A 13989-nucleotide genomic window follows, 5' to 3' on the forward strand; every position below is an offset into this window, starting at 1 on the left:
GCCCTCCTGGCCACCTGGACCGGCGCCTGCTCGATATGCGGCCAATCCGCACCGACACCAGAACCACACCACAGGACCTAACAAAGCCCTACTAGTGTCCTGAAGTTCCTTGATCCCTCGGCAGGGCTGAAGGGGGCCCTCGCCGACGAGGGCCTGGGTCAGATCTTGATCACGGTGGCCTGGCCGCCGCACAGGGCGGTCAGGTCTTCGGGGTCCGAGGTGAGGATCGTGACGGGGCCGGGGGCGGCGAGGGCGGTGGCGCTGAGCATGGCGTCGATGGCGTACTTGTGGCCGTGCAGGCCGGTGCCGGCAAGGAGGGCGGCGGCGTGCCGGGCGATCGGCTCGGTGACCGGCTCCACGATGAGGCGGGAGAGGGTCCACTCCAGGGCGGGGCGGTTGATCCGGGGATGCACCACCTCGACCAGGGTGGCCGCAGACGTGATCACCCTCAGGTCGTCGGCGCGGGCCAGGGCGAACCAGCCGGTGACCGTGCGGTCGCGCAGCACGGCCTTGGACAGCCCCTCGCTGTCGAGGACCAAGGTTCCGCCGGGTACGGCGGGAGAGCGGGTCACGCCGCGTCCGCCCTGCCGCGGGTCTGCTCGAGGCGGGCCTGGTGGAGCTGGTCGCGCAGCGCCTGGATCTCCTCGTCGGTGACGGGGCCGTGCTCGGCCTCGGCGACCTGGATGAGTTCGTTGAGGTTGTCGCGTTCGATCTGCCGGGCGACGGCGGCGGCCACGTAGGCGGACAGGCCGGAGGGGCCGCTGCGGGCCTTGGCGGCCTCCGCGATGTCGCGCGGCATGGTGATCGAGTACTTGCCGGTAGGCTCGCTCATACCCTTTATCCTACCGCCAGTCATCCTTGATGGGCGTCCATTCATCTGCTCGCTATGGGGCGACCCCGTTGAGCAGGATTGACCGAGGACGCGGACTGCCGGAACGCCGTGGTCTCAGTGATCACTTGGACAGTCGACGCGCACGTCGGATACTGGCCATACCCGGCCAAGCATCGAGGTGCGGGGGTTGCTCGTGATCCGACGTGATGCGCTGGCGGAGTACGTCCGCGGGTCGCTGTGGGTGCTTCCCACCCTGTCCGTGGTGGCCGCACTGGTCACCGGGTCGCTGCTGTCCCTTGTCAAGACCGGCTCGGGCTCGCCGCTGGCGTTTCAGGGGACCGCCGACGATGCCCGGACGCTGCTGATCGGGATCACCGGGACGATGGTGACGGTCATCGCCGTGCTGCTGGGCCTGGCCGTGGTCGCGCTGCAACTGTCGTCCACCCAGTTCTCGCCGCGGCTGCTGCGCAACTTTCTCCGCGACCGGCCCAATCAGATCGTCCTCAGCGTCTTCGTGGCCACCTTCGCCTACAGCGCGGCCGGTCTCTACACGGTCGGCGTTTCGAGAGGGGGCCGCTCCGAGAACTTTCCCCGGTTTGCGGTGAGCGGCGCGCTCGTCCTGCTGTTCGTCAGCCTCGGCCTGCTGGTGTTCTTCGCCGACCATCTGGTGCACTCCATCCAGGTCGACGCGATCATGAGCGTGGTGGAGCGCAACACCGTCCGAGTGATCCGCGATGGGGTGTTCGCGGGTGGCGAGGATGTCGTCGACGTGCCGGAGTGGGCCGTGGCCATTGCCTCCCACCGCTCCGGGTACGTCCAGGTGGTGCGCCCGCACCTGCTGCTGCGGACCGCGGCCGAGCGCGGTGTCTGTCTGCAACTGCGGCCCCGGGTGGGCGAACACGTCGTCGCGGGAACGACACTGGCGTGGATCTGGCGGGCTTCACCGCATGATCCCGCTCCGGCCCCTCAGGACTTCTCGCAGGCGATGGACGCCGGCGTCCGTATCGGATTCGAGCGCACCCTGGAACAGGACGCTGCGCTCGGAATCCGGCAACTGGTCGACGTCGCCTGCAAGGCGCTGTCTCCGGCGGTCAACGATCCGTACACGGCGGTGCAGGCCATCGACCATCTGTCCGTGATCTTCTGTGTGCTTGCCCGGCGCCCCCTGGGCAACCACGTCGTCCGCGACGCCGGCGGGGCCGCCGTGATCATTCCAGGGCGGCGGTTTCCGGAATACCTCGCCGTGATGTGCGGGCTCATCCGACGCTACGGGGCCCGTGAACCGACCGTCGCCCACGCCCTGCTCCTCCTGCTGCACAACTGCGCCGCCGTGGTCGCCGACGATGCCGAGCGGTTGGCGGCGATCGAGGAACAGGCCCGCATCGTCATCGCCGACGCCGAGCGAGAGGTGGCGCAGCCGACTGACCTCGCCCTCGCCCACGCGGAGGCGGAAGCCGTGCGCCGGCAAGTGGCCAGGAATCGTTCGACTGTTCACACCCCCGACAACCGACCAGACGGGCCACCAGCTCCCTGACCACGTCGGCAGGCAATCCCGGCAGTCCTGCAGCGCCACGGCTTGTCCCCTGCGCCGACCCCCGGCGCGACCTCCCGTGCCACGTCCTCGGCTCGCCTGGCCGACGTGGTCCTGCGCACCGGGGCCGGGTGGAGCCGCTGCGGGGACGGACAGTTCCGTGACGCGATCCGCCGGGAGCACGCCACGCTGGGCGCACAGCGCGAACAGCTCGCCGAGCAGCTGGCTCGACTGCAATCGCCGAAACAGGCGGCAGATCCCGCTGACACCGCGGCTCTGCTGGATGCGCTCCCGCACCTCGATGTGGACCTTGCATTGGTCCCGGAGGAGATCCAACGGCGGCTCCACAGCGCCTTCGGCCTGGAGGTCCGCTACAGCCGGCCCCGCGAAGAACTGACCCTGCGGGTGACCATCCCGGGCTGCCTGGTTGACGGACTGGTGTCCGTCACCCGTGAGCTGGAGCCATGGAACAAAAAATCGGACGCCCGCACCGAAGTGCTGGCGTCCGATCATGGCACTCGGGGTAGACGAGCCCGGCGAAACCGCCGCGTCCGTTCCCACTTTTCGAGTGCCCCCGGCGGGGGACTCGGAGCATGGGGGTGGGTGGAACCGCTGGGCGGCGGCGGGCAGTTGGCCATTCAAACGGTGGTGCAGCTGAACCGGCAGGCACGCAGCGGCGGGAGCACGTCCCGGAAGAGCTCGGCAGGTCAGGTGACGTGCGAGGTTGAATCAAACTGAGGCGGTGGGGAGGGGCTGTTCGGTCCAGATGGACTTGCTCCATCTGCATCCTGCTCTCCGCCGTCCCGGCCGACGGTGTCATGACAGATGCGGCGAGGTGGCGCCTTGTACGCGGCGTTGAGTGCCTCCTGGCCCGTCGTGTCCGGGATCAGGTCGGCGGGGCAGGGCGCTGGCAGGGGCTGCATGAGACGCATCGTTCCAGGGCGGGTGGGCCGCAGTGACGCCGACACGGAGGGCGTTGGGCCTTGGTGGACCGGTACAGCGCAGTTGGTGACCGGTCCTGTGCAGGCCCATCGAACCGGCCACCAACGCAGTCCGCCCTGCTCAGAAGCGGTGGCTCTGAAGGTCGCCCAGCAAGGTGTTGAGTTGCTTCTCCTGCTCGGCGGCTGGAGCGGGCTGGATGTTGCCGTGGTCGATGGCGTACGCCTTGAGGACCTCATCCATCTGGTTGTCGAGCAGGGTCCAGGTCGTGTTGTTGACCGCCTGCAACGAGGTGGCGTCAGCGTCCCAGTTGTCGCGCATCTTCTGCACGGTGGCATGGGAGGCCGCGACCGTCCCGGCCCGGTCCTGAGCGATCGCCGTCTGGGCAAGCTTCTCGTACTTCGCCACTGCCTCGGTCGTCTGCTTGCCGGTCAGAGCCGCCTTCGGGCAAGCCGGCATCGTCTCGCTCTGACCGGTCGGGTCGCAGGTGACGTGGGGCTGGTTGTGGGCCCAGATCATCAGCGCGACGGTGCTGGCAGCGATCACTGCGAAGCCTCCGAGCGCGATGCGCTCCTTGCGCGCGTTGGTGACCGACGGCTCGTGCGTCGTCTCGGAGGTCTCGGCGACGTCCCTGCGGCTGATCGTCAGGTAGATGACCGTGGCCAGGATGGCGCTGAGGAAGATCAGGCTGGTGGCGAGGGTGCCCAGGCCGAGTCCAACCGGGTCGCCGGGGTTGGCCGCGGTCTTCGGGGAGGCGAGCCAGTCACCGATGTTGGCACCGAGCGGGCGGGTGAGGATGTAGGCGAGCCAGAACGAAAGAACCGGGTTGGCGCCGAACTTCCACAGCGCGGCGATCGACGCGATGAGGCCCAGCGGCAGGAGCACCGACTTCGCGGGCGTCCAGTTGGTCAGCTCCAGCGTCCAGTCACCGAGGGCGGTGCCCAGCGCGAACGTCACCAGGACGGTCAGCCAGTAGAACGCCTCACGCGGGAAGGTCGTGATGCTGTGGATCGACAGGGTCCGCTCGCGCAGCCACCAGACCCCGAAGACGAGGGCCAGCAGGACCGAGAACACCATCGAGCTGAGCCACAGCTGGACGTGTTGCTTATCGGTGAGCATGTCGGTGTACAGCGTGCCGGCGACACTGACCACCACCACGGTGAGCCAGTACGGGAACGGGATGTAGCGCTTCGTGCGGAACTGGACCGTCAGCACGATCGCGAATACCGCGGTGAACAACAGCATGGTGTTGGTCAGGCCGAAGCCCAGCGTCTCGTTGATGTAGTCGGCGAAACTCTCGCCGACGGTCGTGCAGAGGATCTTGATGATCCAGAACCAGACCGTGACCTCGGGCACCTTGTTCAACAGGCGGCTGCCCGCGGCATGACGAGCAGGTGTGGTAGTCGTCGAAGTTGTCATGCAATCCTCACATGGACGGGTGGCAGCACAGAGGGGGCGCCCCTCACGTGTGCGGAACGGTAAATGTCTACATTTCTGTAAACAAGCGCGGCCTCGGACCTGGCGGGCGCTGGGATGAATCCAATTGCTCGTCAAGTCCACTCGGGACGCGCCGCCGGAGGCGTAGTCCGTGACGCGGTCTTTCCTCGGCCTGCGCGAGGACTTTCTATGCCTGTTATGACCTGGGAGCGGTACACCTTGTTATGCGGGATCTTGAGGTATTCCTGTGTGATGCAGAACGCGCCTTCACTGCCTGCGCCGCCTGGCGGGGAGGCGCCAGAAAGGCGCTGATGCCCCTCATGGGAGCCGCCGAGATTGGACAGACTCTCGGTGCCGAAGTCATCAGCAGGCGAGCATGAGCCGCCTTCGGAAGCCTTCGGCTTCTCAGGTCAGACCGCGCCCGTGCTGGTCGGCCGGAAGATCTCAACCCCCTAGCCGGGCCAAAGGGATTCGTGGAGCCAATTCGAGCTCTGGGCGGCGGCATTGGCCAGAATTCTGGGAACTTCGTCCCGGAATTCAACCTGAGGAGCGCGGGAATCCGCATCGCCCAATCCCCCGTACGGCCTCCCCCCTGGCTGCACAGAGAACCCTTGCCCCATTCAGCGCCGGCGAGGTGGTGCGAGCCCGCCTCAGTCGATTGTTCGCCGACTCGCTTCTGGTCTCCTTGCCGGGTGTCCACCTCTGGAACCACTGGACTCTCAGGCGTTTCATGGGTCATACCGCACGACTGTGCCAGCGGGAACCTGAACACATCCTGACTGTGGCCCGTTGATCACTCTCGCAACACGAGCAGCATGGATCCATGCGCACACGCGCCTCACGTCACCGGAAGACCTCTTTGACTTGAGCCGCTGTAGGAGCTGCAGGCCGACCTTGTAGAGGCGGCGCTCGTCGCCCAGCGGGTCGACGATGTCGTCAGCGGTTCGGCGGTCGTCGCAATCCAAGGCAACGATGATCCGGCTGTTCGGATTTACGACGCCATTGTGCCTGCCCACGTGACGGAAGAAGGCCGCCTTGAATGCTCCGACCACCGCCCCCGCGCCCGCCTGGCTCCGCGACCGCCTGGCTGCGGCGCCGACTGGGCCGGGCCGTGCTGCTGTCCTACGTCTGTGCTCTGTTCGTGCCGGATCCCGGCCTCTGGCTGCGCCACACGCATGCCCCGCCGCTCGGGCCACTCATCCACCTGCCGGTGTCCGCCGCCCCGTGTCTGCTGTCGCTGGTGCTGTTCTCGGCCGGACTCCGGGTTCCTGTCCGTGAGCTGGGCCATGTGCTGCGGCGCCCGAGCGTGCTGCTCGCGGGGCTCGTGGCTGCACCTGGCGATCCCGCTGCTGGTCATCTCCCTCGTCGCGTTCCTGCTGCACCGCACGCCTGACACCGCCTGCACAAACGCGAAGACCCCGGCCTCAGCGTTTCCGCTGGTGACGGGGGTCTTTGGGCACCTCATACCGGGTGCCCCGGCGGGGGACGCGGAGCATGGGCAGAGGGTGGACCGCTGGGCGGTGGCGGGCCGCTGGTGATCGAGACGGTTCTACGGCTGAATCGGTAGGTCTGCGGCGATTGACCGCAGGTTCGGGTTCCGGCAGGAGCCGCAAGCAAGGGCCGGTCGAGTCGGACCGGCTGTGACCTGCGGGATTCTCTGGCTGGACCGATGTCGGCCATCTGTCCAAGCCCGAAATGATGTGGCGCGCCCGTCCCATGCTTCCGACGGGGGTTCACGCTGACATAGAAGCAAGCGAGCTAACATCTAAGTAAGATTCAATCTACGTAATATCGAAACTGTGTTTGCGTCGAGAGGGGCCACCCGTGGAATTCAAAGGGAGGGTGGCTGACCTGGATCTGCTGGCTCGACAGCTGGGCCTGGTGATCGAGGGCACGGGTGCCACCCATGGGCGGGCCGTGATCATGACCGGTCGGCGCCGGGTGGGGAAGTCTCGCCTGGTCCAGGAGTTCTGTGACCGGTCCCGGGTTCCGTACGTGGTCTTCCAGGCGACCCGGGGCCGCAACGCCGTGGCCGAGCGGGCGGACTTCACTGGGGCGCTCGCCCAGTCCGCCCTGCCGGGGGCGGAGCTGGTGGCCGGGCTGCAGGCCGCGGACTGGAATCAGGCGCTGCGCTCACTGGCCGTCGCGGTTCCGGACGACGCCCCGAGCATCGCGGTGATTGACGAGGTGCCGTGGCTGGTTGAGCAGGACGCGGAGTTCGAGGGGGCGCTGCAGACCGTCTGGGACCGTCACCTGTCGGCCAAGCCGGTCCTGCTCATCCTGGTCGGCAGCGACATGTCGGTGATGGAGGCGCTGCAGTCGTATGGCCGCCCGTTCTTCGGGCGGGCGGCGAAGATGACCGTACGGCCGCTGCACCTGGGCGATGTGCAGGCCATGACCGGGCTGGATGCGGCGGACGCGGTGGACGCGCTGCTGATCACGGGAGGCTTTCCGGAAATCGTTCAGTCGTGGCGGCCAGGGCTGGGCCGGGCGGACTTCCTGCGCGAGGCGGTGGCGAATCCGCTGTCTCCGCTGCTGGTGGCGGGCGAGCTGTCGCTGCTGGGGGAGTTCCCCGAGGCGTCGCACTCGCGGGCGGTGCTGGAGGCGGTGGGCAGCGGCGAGCGGACCTTCTCCACCATCGCTGCACAGGCCGGGGGAACAGGTGCCCTGCCATCGGGCACGCTGTCCCCGCTGCTGAACACCCTTCAGGCCAAGCGGGTTCTGGCGGCCGACCTGCCGCTGTCCGCGAAGGCCGACACCAAGAACAAGCGCTACCGCATCGCCGATCCGTATCTCCGGTTCTGGTTGGCCTTCCTGCAGCGGGGGATCCCGCTCATCGAGCGCGGCCGGGGCGATCTGGCCCTGGAGCGCATCGAGCGGTCCTGGACCGCCTGGCGGGGGCGCGCGGTCGAGCCGCTCATCCGCGAGTCGCTGCTGCGGCTGCTGCCCGACGAGCGATGGCCGGAGACAGAGGCTGTCGGCGGCTGGTGGAACCGGCAGAACAACCCCGAGATCGACCTGGTCGGCACCGACCGTGAACCAGTGGCGGGCGCGGTGCACTTCGTCGGCTCCATCAAGTGGCTGGAGTCCCAGCCGTTCGGCCGGCGCGAATACGACGCCCTGGCTCGGGACGTACTCGCGGTGCCCGGCGCCGGGCCGGACACGCCCCTGGTCGCGGTGTCCCGCAGCGGTGTCGTCGGCAGTCTGCCGCTTGCGGCCCACTGGGGGCCTGAAGATCTGGTCCGCGCCTGGCAGTAGCGGAGAGACGGTGACGCATGGGGGAAGCGGCTCAGGATGCCGAGTGCCGGTAGGCCTCCACCCAGGCCCACCCCTCAGGCGCGGGTTCGGGCAGCGGTAGGTCGAGGAGGCCGATCGCCTGACGGTGTCGACCGCGTCTGCACAGGGCGACGATGCCGCTGCCGGACCGGAGCTGGACCGCGGTGACGGTCACGGTGACGCCGAGCACGGCTGTGTCGAAGGGACTGTAAAACGTTCGGTGTAACTCCCGATCATGGAAGATGCATCGATGACCAGCAATAACGTGACCGAGGTCGAGACTGTCGAGCCGTCTGAGGCGGGGCCGGCGAAGTCTGTGGACGACCGGCTGATTGACGAGCTGGTGGGCCGGGCTCAGGCCGAGGGCCTGCAACTGACCGGTGAGGGCGGGCTGCTCCAGCAGCTGACCAAGCGACTCCTGGAGTCGGCCCTCGAGGGCGAGATCACCGACCACCTCGGCTATGACAAGCACGATCCCGCCGGGAAGAACGGCGGCAACTCACGCAACGGCACCCGCGCCAAGACCGTACTGACCGACGTCGGCCCGGTGGAGATAATCGTGCCCCGCGACCGCGAGGGATCCTTCGAGCCGAGGATCGTCAAGAAGCGACCTGCAGGAGCTCGCCATGAACGAACCCCTCGTTCAACACCACTGGGTCGCCCTTGCGGCCCCGAAGGTCGCCCCGGCCGTCGCCACGTCCACCGTGCTCATCCTCGGACGGATCTGGAACGCCAACGGCGCCGAACACTCCGTCGGCAACGCCGCGCTGATGGTCGTCCTTGCCGCCGGGGCCGCAACGGCCGGCGCCTTCGCCGCAGCCGGACGTGGAGGCGGTGATGGCGTCCTCGCGGCGACCGCGTTCGTGACCTCCGGCGGGCTCGCGCTGGCCGGGGTTGCCGGATACGCCGACGGGCTGTCGCTCCCGCTGCTGCTGTGGGTGCTGGCGACCGCCGTCGCGTACGGCATTGCGGCTCGGTACTGGCGCACCGACCGCCGCGACAGTGTCGCGTACGACCGGCAGACCACGGTGCGGCGCGAAGAGCACGCCCACACCGAGCGCGTCGAAGCCCTGCGCGCCGGAGCACAGATCGAGGTCGCCCGCGAGGGCGCCGCCTACGCCACCGCCCTCGCCCAAGCCCTCATCCACCGCGAGGCCCTGCCCGGCTTCGACCCCGCCGTACTCACCCGCGCCGGACTGCCCGAACTCCCCGCCATCGACGTCACCAAGGGGCCTTGAGATGGAGCAGCTGCACCCGAGCACCGAGCATCGCCCGGAACAGGGCGACTGGCCGACACCGGAGACCGCCTACGCGCTCGCCCCGAGCATCATCCGCGAGATCGGATGGACCGCACAGACCGCCGCCGACAAGCCGTTCGGCACGAGGCTGGGCCGGGAGTTCTGGCTCCGCAAGGCCGCCGTCCTCGACCGCATCGCCCTCGCCGACGAGCTCGCCGGGACCCCGGGCGACGCGAGTGAGCTGGCTACCGAGGCGGCCCGACGCCTGATGGACCTGGACGACACCACCGTCATCTGCGACCCCCGCCACTACGTCCGCCAGCAGTACGCCCACTGGGCTAAACACCAGTAGCTACGCCCGGGGCGGTCGTCTCTCACCACAAGACCGCGACCGCCCCGGTTCTCCGTCCCTTCGGCAGAGCCCGTGCCTTGCCGGTAAGTGGTCAGGCACGGGGATCCAGTTCCCGATCAAGCACGGATGACCAGTCCTCACGGCCAAGGTCACCGGCCACGAGCAAGTCGCGCCAGTCCGTCCGCGCACCCCGGACCGCTGCAATGAAGCGGCCTATATCCCCGTCGGCGATGAACACCGCAGCTGCGAGAAGCCGTTCGGTGTCCTGCCGACTGTCTGCGAGCTCTGCGGCCAGAACCCGCATAGCTCCGAATACTCCCTTGGCAACTTCTGCCTCTGGGAAGTCGCGCCTGACTCTCCGGCGCAGTCGCTCACTGATCACGTCGTCGTCCACGCAGTCCCCCAGGCGCCTGGAAACGCCCGAGGCGGTCGCCTCTCACCACAAGACCGCGACCGCCTCGGCTCTCCGTCCCTTCGACAGAAACAGGAGAACCACCAGCATGACGCATGACCGCAACCCCGCGCTGCTGTCGGCGGCGCTGGACGCTGCCGCCCACGGGTGGCACGTCTTCCCGCTCGTTCCCGGCGACAAGCCGCCCGCGATTCGGAACTGGGCGGAGCGCGCCACGACCGACCCGGAGCGCATCACCCGGTGCTGGTCGCATACCCCCTACAACATCGGCATCGCAACCGGCCCGTCTCAACTTGTCGTTGTCGACCTCGACACCCCCAAGGGGCCGGACGACCTCCCGCCGGCCGGATGGTCCCGCCCCGGCATCAGCAACGGCCTCGCAGTCCTGCTGACGCTGTGGGAGCGCCACGACGCCGAAGGGCTCGGGAATCTGGTGATGTGCGAGCCGTTCGACGGCTACTGTGAAATGGCACCCGCCACCCACATCGTGAAGACCCCCAGTGGCGGCATGCACCTGTACTACGCGGCCCCGGACGGTGCAGAGCTGCGCAACACCGCGGGCAAGCTCGGATGGAAGATCGACACCCGCGCGCACGGCGGCTACGTCGTCGCTGCGGGCAGCGCCATCGCCGGTAAGCCGGCCCCGTACACCACCGTCCACGAGGCAACGGTGAAGCCGCTGCCCGGTTGGATCGTGGAGCAGCTTCGCCCGGCTCCGCTGCCCCCGCAGCAGCCCATCACGGTGGCTCTCGCCTCGGACCGGCGCGGCAAGTGGCTGCGCGCCGCAGTCGATGGCGAGCTGGAGCGCGTCGCGCGTGCCAAAGAGGGTGGGCGCAACAAGGCTCTCTACATCGCGTCGGTCGCCCTCGGGCAGCTTGTCGCCGGGGGAGAGCTGGGCACCGGTGAGGTCACCGAGTGGCTCACCGCCGCCGCCCGGCAGGCCGGGCAGGGCGAGCGCGAAGCGCGGCGCACCATCGAATCCGGTCTGCGGGCTGGGGCCAATCGGCCGCGGCAGGTGGCGGCATGAACGCGTCCCCGATTCCGCCGCTGCACCTGTACTCCGTCCCCAGCGGCCCGCAGCCCGCTCCCACGGCGCCGCCGGTGCGGGAGCGGCCCCGGACCGCGTGGACCGCCGATCAGCTCATGGCCGCGCAGTTCCCCGAGCCGAAATGGGCCGTGCCCGGCATCCTCGCGGAAGGCGTCAGCCTGCTCGCCGGACCGCCCAAGGTCGGCAAGTCCTGGCTGTCCCTCGGACTCGGTCTGTCCGTCGCGGCCGGAGGCCACGCCTTCGACTCCGTGCCGGTCAAAGGCGGCCCGGTGATCTACCTCGCACTGGAGGACACCCCGCGTCGTCTCCAGGGACGGATGGGCAAGCTGCTCGGCGGGCAGAAAGCGCCGGCCGGTCTGACCCTGGTGACCGAATGCCCTCCCTTCCCGCAAGGCGGCAGCGAAGCCATCGCCGGGTGGCTGGACCGCAACCCAGACGCCCGGATGGTCGTCATCGACGTCTTCGCGAAGATGCGCGGACAGGCCCCACAAGGCGTGTCCGCCTACGACGCGGACTACGTCGCAGTCGGCTACGCCAAGCGAATCGCGGACCACTACGGCATCGCCGTCGTCCTGGTCCACCACGTCCGCAAAATGGCCTCCGAGGACTTCCTCACCGAGGTCTCCGGAACCAACGGCATCGCCGGAGCAGCCGACGCCACGCTCGTACTCAAGCGCGCCCGCGGACAGGCAGACGGCATCCTTCACGTCACCGGACGCGACGTGAACGAAGCCGAATACGCGCTCCAGTTTCAGGAAGCCTCCGGCGCCTGCTCGACGGCCCCGCCTCCGACCACACCATCGGCGACACCCGCGCCGCGATCCTCCGGCACGTGAGGGCCAACCCCGGCGCCAAGCCCAAGGACATCGCCGACGCACTCCCGCACGTGGATACGGACACCGTCCGGCGCACCTGTTCCCGCGTGGCCACCGACGGACAGCTCACCAAAGACGGCAGCGGCCGGTACTACCCGGACACCGGCACCCGGACAGAGACCACCCAACAGGTGTCCCAGCTGTCCGACTGTCCGGTCACCCCACCTGACCTGCACAAACAACCCGGACAGTTAAAAACGGAGCTGTCCGGGCTGTCCGATCGGTCTGCCCGCGCCGGGCAGCAGGGAGGGATCTGACTGTGGCCCGAGACGAGATGCTGACGATCTCCCAGGTCATCACGGAGATCGGTGTTCCCCGCGCGACTTTCTATCGGTGGCGGCAGCTCCGCAAAGGGCCCAAGGCCATCAAGCTGCCGAACGGAGCCGTCCGTATCCGGCGTTCGGAATTGGATCGGTGGATCACCGGTCTTGAGGAGACCGCGTGAACAACCGCAGGAGTGGTATTCCGGGCGGGCGCGAGAGCGCTCGCCCGGAAGGGTCCGAAGTCGCTGACCTTTCCACTGACGTAAGGGTGTGGAAGGTCAACAAGGTGAAGAGCAAGAAAGCCCCTTATCAACTCCGTTGGATTGTCGCCGGAAAGGTGAAGACTGCGAGCTTCACCACGGACGCGCTCGCACAGAGCCGCCGCTTGGAACTCTGGCAAGCCATGCGAAGGGGTGAGTCCTTCGATACGGATACGGGTCTCCCGGAATCCGAACTCCGCGCCGCCGCTGAGAAGGGGAACACCCGGCCGGACCCGAAGTGGTGGGACTTCTGCCCCGAGTACATGGCCGCTCGCTGGCGCAGTACCGCCGCGAAGACCCGCGAGGGCATCGCGGACAGCCTCGCGACGACCGCACTCGCCATGATGGGCGAAGGAGTCAACGCGCCGACGATAGAAGAAGTCCGCTATGCGATGCGGTGGCGTGTCGTACCTGCCCACAAGGATGAAGAGCCGCCACCGGAGCTGCTGGCCGCGTGTACGTGGCTCTCGTTGCACTCGCTGCCGCTCTCATCCCTGTTGGACCCGAAGGTTCTGCGGGACGTTCAGTACCGGCTTTCCTTCAAGCTGGATGACAAGCCAGCCGCGGGGGAGACGTACAAGCGCCGCCGACGGGGCCTGAACACGGCTCTGGAGTACGCGATCGAAGCGGGATACCTGGAAAGCAACCCGCTCGCCAACATTCGACGGAGCGGCTCGCGTACCGGAGACGCGGTGGACCCCCGCGTATTGGTCAATCAGGATCAAGGCGCCCAGCTTCTGACTGCCGTCTCGTATGTGGGGAGCGTTCACCGAAATCGCGGCCGTAGGTTGGTCGGATTCTTCGCTGTCCAGCTCTACGCCGCGCTTCGGCCGGCCGAAGCGGTAGGGCTCCGGAAGAAGGACTGTTACCTCCCCGAAAAGGGGTGGGGCACCCTGACTCTCCGCGAGACGCGCCCGGTGGTCGGAACGAAGTGGACGGACTCCGGTCTCCGGCACGACCGGCGGGGCCTTAAATCACGTGAGGCGAACACCGACCGGCCAGTGCCGATCCCACCCGTGCTGGTCGCCATGCTGCGTTCCCACATCGAGGAGTTCGGCACGGCCAAGGACGGCCGGCTCTTCGCCAACGAGCGCGGCGGAGTCCTCGGCTCCACGAGCTACTGGCGGGTATGGCAGGAAGCCCGTCCCTACGCGCTGCCGCCGGACAAGACCGATTCGCCGCTGGCCCACCGGCCGTACGACGTGCGGCACACCTGCATCACCAACTGGCTGAACGCCGGCGTCCCTGTGGCGGAGGTGTCCCGCCGCGCCGGGAACTCGCCGGAGGTGGTGCACCGCCGGTACGCGGGCTGCATCGACGGACACGAGGAGCTGAACAACCAGAAGATCGAGAAGTCCATGGGATGGGGTCAGGAGACCAACGAGTGAGCGGCGATCAACCCTGAAAACCCACTCGCCACTCACTCGCGATCAGTGACACACAACGACAAAGGGTCGGACTCAGTGAGACTGAGTCCGACCCTTTGTGCTTGGCACTTTGCCTGGTCAGCGGCTTGATCACGCTGT

16 protein-coding genes and 1 pseudogene are annotated in these 13989 nt (G+C 68.0%); 12 read left to right on the top strand and 5 right to left on the bottom strand.

Features of this window, described 5'->3' with window-relative positions; all coding sequences use genetic code 11:
* Nucleotides 1–158 precede the first annotated feature (158 nt).
* Both ACNPQM_RS22570 and ACNPQM_RS22575 read right to left on the bottom strand, forming a co-directional pair.
* Entirely contained in the window at nucleotides 159–572 is a 414-nt protein-coding gene (locus tag ACNPQM_RS22570) for a PIN domain-containing protein (protein ID WP_358857394.1), read from the bottom strand.
* On the bottom strand, nucleotides 569–832 hold the full coding sequence (locus ACNPQM_RS22575) for a CopG family transcriptional regulator (RefSeq protein WP_351788286.1): 264 nt from the start codon (nucleotides 830–832) through the stop codon (nucleotides 569–571). Before ACNPQM_RS22575 ends, ACNPQM_RS22570 begins: the two co-directional genes overlap by 4 nt.
* A 193-nt stretch (nucleotides 833–1025) precedes the next feature.
* On the opposite strand from ACNPQM_RS22575, the gene ACNPQM_RS22580 reads away from it, so the two are divergent.
* Together ACNPQM_RS22580 and ACNPQM_RS22585 are read left to right on the top strand one after the other, a co-directional pair.
* Entirely contained in the window at nucleotides 1026–2366 is a 1341-nt protein-coding gene (locus tag ACNPQM_RS22580) for a DUF2254 domain-containing protein (RefSeq protein WP_418085495.1), read from the top strand.
* Between the two features lie 42 nt (nucleotides 2367–2408).
* Nucleotides 2409–3101 (top strand): hypothetical protein, encoded by a 693-nt coding sequence (locus ACNPQM_RS22585; protein ID WP_418085496.1) that lies wholly within the window; start codon nucleotides 2409–2411, stop codon nucleotides 3099–3101.
* A gap of 324 nt (nucleotides 3102–3425) precedes the next feature.
* Here the strand turns inward: ACNPQM_RS22585 and ACNPQM_RS22590 are convergent, their stop codons facing one another.
* Complete coding sequence (locus ACNPQM_RS22590; protein ID WP_418085497.1) at nucleotides 3426–4721, bottom strand: hypothetical protein; 1296 nt, start codon at nucleotides 4719–4721, stop codon at nucleotides 3426–3428.
* Between the two features lie 1057 nt (nucleotides 4722–5778).
* Between ACNPQM_RS22590 and ACNPQM_RS22595 the strand changes: the two genes are divergently transcribed.
* Complete coding sequence (locus ACNPQM_RS22595) at nucleotides 5779–6132, top strand: hypothetical protein (RefSeq protein WP_418085498.1); 354 nt, start codon at nucleotides 5779–5781, stop codon at nucleotides 6130–6132.
* Between the two features lie 431 nt (nucleotides 6133–6563).
* Nucleotides 6564–7997, top strand: a complete 1434-nt coding sequence (locus tag ACNPQM_RS22600) for an ATP-binding protein (protein WP_418085499.1) — start codon at nucleotides 6564–6566, stop codon at nucleotides 7995–7997.
* A 31-nt stretch (nucleotides 7998–8028) separates the two neighbouring features.
* On the opposite strand, the gene ACNPQM_RS22605 is transcribed toward ACNPQM_RS22600, so the two are convergent.
* Nucleotides 8029–8373, bottom strand: a complete 345-nt coding sequence (locus tag ACNPQM_RS22605) for a hypothetical protein (protein ID WP_418085539.1) — start codon at nucleotides 8371–8373, stop codon at nucleotides 8029–8031.
* Between ACNPQM_RS22605 and ACNPQM_RS22610 the strand changes: the two are divergent.
* The 3 genes and pseudogenes from ACNPQM_RS22610 to ACNPQM_RS22620 all read left to right on the top strand — a co-directional run.
* Nucleotides 8266–8625 (top strand): annotated as a pseudogene (locus tag ACNPQM_RS22610) (transposase); the annotation flags it as partial. The gene ACNPQM_RS22605 and the pseudogene ACNPQM_RS22610 overlap by 108 nt on opposite strands.
* Nucleotides 8626–8641: 16 nt before the next feature.
* Nucleotides 8642–9253, top strand: a complete 612-nt coding sequence (locus tag ACNPQM_RS22615) for a hypothetical protein (protein ID WP_418085500.1) — start codon at nucleotides 8642–8644, stop codon at nucleotides 9251–9253.
* A 1-nt stretch (nucleotide 9254) separates the two neighbouring features.
* The gene (locus tag ACNPQM_RS22620) at nucleotides 9255–9605 is read left to right on the top strand and encodes a hypothetical protein (RefSeq protein ID WP_418085501.1); all 351 of its coding nucleotides are present in this window, start codon (nucleotides 9255–9257) and stop codon (nucleotides 9603–9605) included.
* A 91-nt stretch (nucleotides 9606–9696) separates the two neighbouring features.
* Here the strand turns inward: ACNPQM_RS22620 and ACNPQM_RS22625 are convergent, their stop codons facing one another.
* Nucleotides 9697–9999 carry a hypothetical protein gene (locus tag ACNPQM_RS22625; protein WP_418085502.1) on the bottom strand — a complete coding sequence of 101 codons (303 nt, stop codon included), beginning with the start codon at nucleotides 9997–9999 and terminating at the stop codon, nucleotides 9697–9699.
* A gap of 106 nt (nucleotides 10000–10105) precedes the next feature.
* On the opposite strand from ACNPQM_RS22625, the gene ACNPQM_RS22630 reads away from it, so the two are divergent.
* Genes ACNPQM_RS22630 through ACNPQM_RS22650 form a run of 5 tightly spaced genes read left to right on the top strand, consistent with a single transcriptional unit; the run spans nucleotide 10106 to nucleotide 13851 of the window.
* Nucleotides 10106–11044, top strand: coding sequence for a bifunctional DNA primase/polymerase (locus ACNPQM_RS22630; protein ID WP_418085503.1), 939 nt, complete (start codon nucleotides 10106–10108; stop codon nucleotides 11042–11044).
* Nucleotides 11041–11901: an AAA family ATPase gene (locus ACNPQM_RS22635; protein WP_418085504.1), complete on the top strand. Its 861-nt coding sequence runs from the start codon at nucleotides 11041–11043 to the stop codon at nucleotides 11899–11901. The genes ACNPQM_RS22630 and ACNPQM_RS22635 overlap by 4 nt, the downstream gene beginning before the upstream one ends.
* Entirely contained in the window at nucleotides 11898–12197 is a 300-nt protein-coding gene (locus ACNPQM_RS22640; protein ID WP_418085505.1) for a hypothetical protein, read from the top strand. The genes ACNPQM_RS22635 and ACNPQM_RS22640 overlap by 4 nt, the downstream gene beginning before the upstream one ends.
* Nucleotides 12194–12385 (top strand): helix-turn-helix transcriptional regulator, encoded by a 192-nt coding sequence (locus ACNPQM_RS22645; protein WP_267007958.1) that lies wholly within the window; start codon nucleotides 12194–12196, stop codon nucleotides 12383–12385. The genes ACNPQM_RS22640 and ACNPQM_RS22645 overlap by 4 nt, the downstream gene beginning before the upstream one ends.
* Nucleotides 12382–13851: a tyrosine-type recombinase/integrase gene (locus tag ACNPQM_RS22650; protein WP_418085506.1), complete on the top strand. Its 1470-nt coding sequence runs from the start codon at nucleotides 12382–12384 to the stop codon at nucleotides 13849–13851. The genes ACNPQM_RS22645 and ACNPQM_RS22650 overlap by 4 nt, the downstream gene beginning before the upstream one ends.
* The last annotated feature ends 138 nt before the right edge of the window (nucleotides 13852–13989 follow it).

The organism is Streptomyces sp. NPDC056231, assembly GCF_048270745.1.
In the GTDB taxonomy this organism is placed as follows: domain Bacteria; phylum Actinomycetota; class Actinomycetes; order Streptomycetales; family Streptomycetaceae; genus Streptomyces.

Bases quoted from the DNA above. Each gene is read 5' to 3' on its own strand.
- ACNPQM_RS22575 (WP_351788286.1), bottom strand. From the start codon at position 832: ATGAGCGAGCCTACCGGCAAGTACTCGATCACCATGCCGCGCGACATC.
- ACNPQM_RS22590 (WP_418085497.1), bottom strand. From the start codon at position 4,721: ATGACAACTTCGACGACTACCACACCTGCTCGTCATGCCGCGGGCAGC.
- ACNPQM_RS22595 (WP_418085498.1), top strand. From the start codon at position 5,779: ATGCTCCGACCACCGCCCCCGCGCCCGCCTGGCTCCGCGACCGCCTGG.
- ACNPQM_RS22615 (WP_418085500.1), top strand. From the start codon at position 8,642: ATGAACGAACCCCTCGTTCAACACCACTGGGTCGCCCTTGCGGCCCCG.
- ACNPQM_RS22620 (WP_418085501.1), top strand. From the start codon at position 9,255: ATGGAGCAGCTGCACCCGAGCACCGAGCATCGCCCGGAACAGGGCGAC.
- ACNPQM_RS22630 (WP_418085503.1), top strand. From the start codon at position 10,106: ATGACGCATGACCGCAACCCCGCGCTGCTGTCGGCGGCGCTGGACGCT.
- ACNPQM_RS22635 (WP_418085504.1), top strand. From the start codon at position 11,041: ATGAACGCGTCCCCGATTCCGCCGCTGCACCTGTACTCCGTCCCCAGC.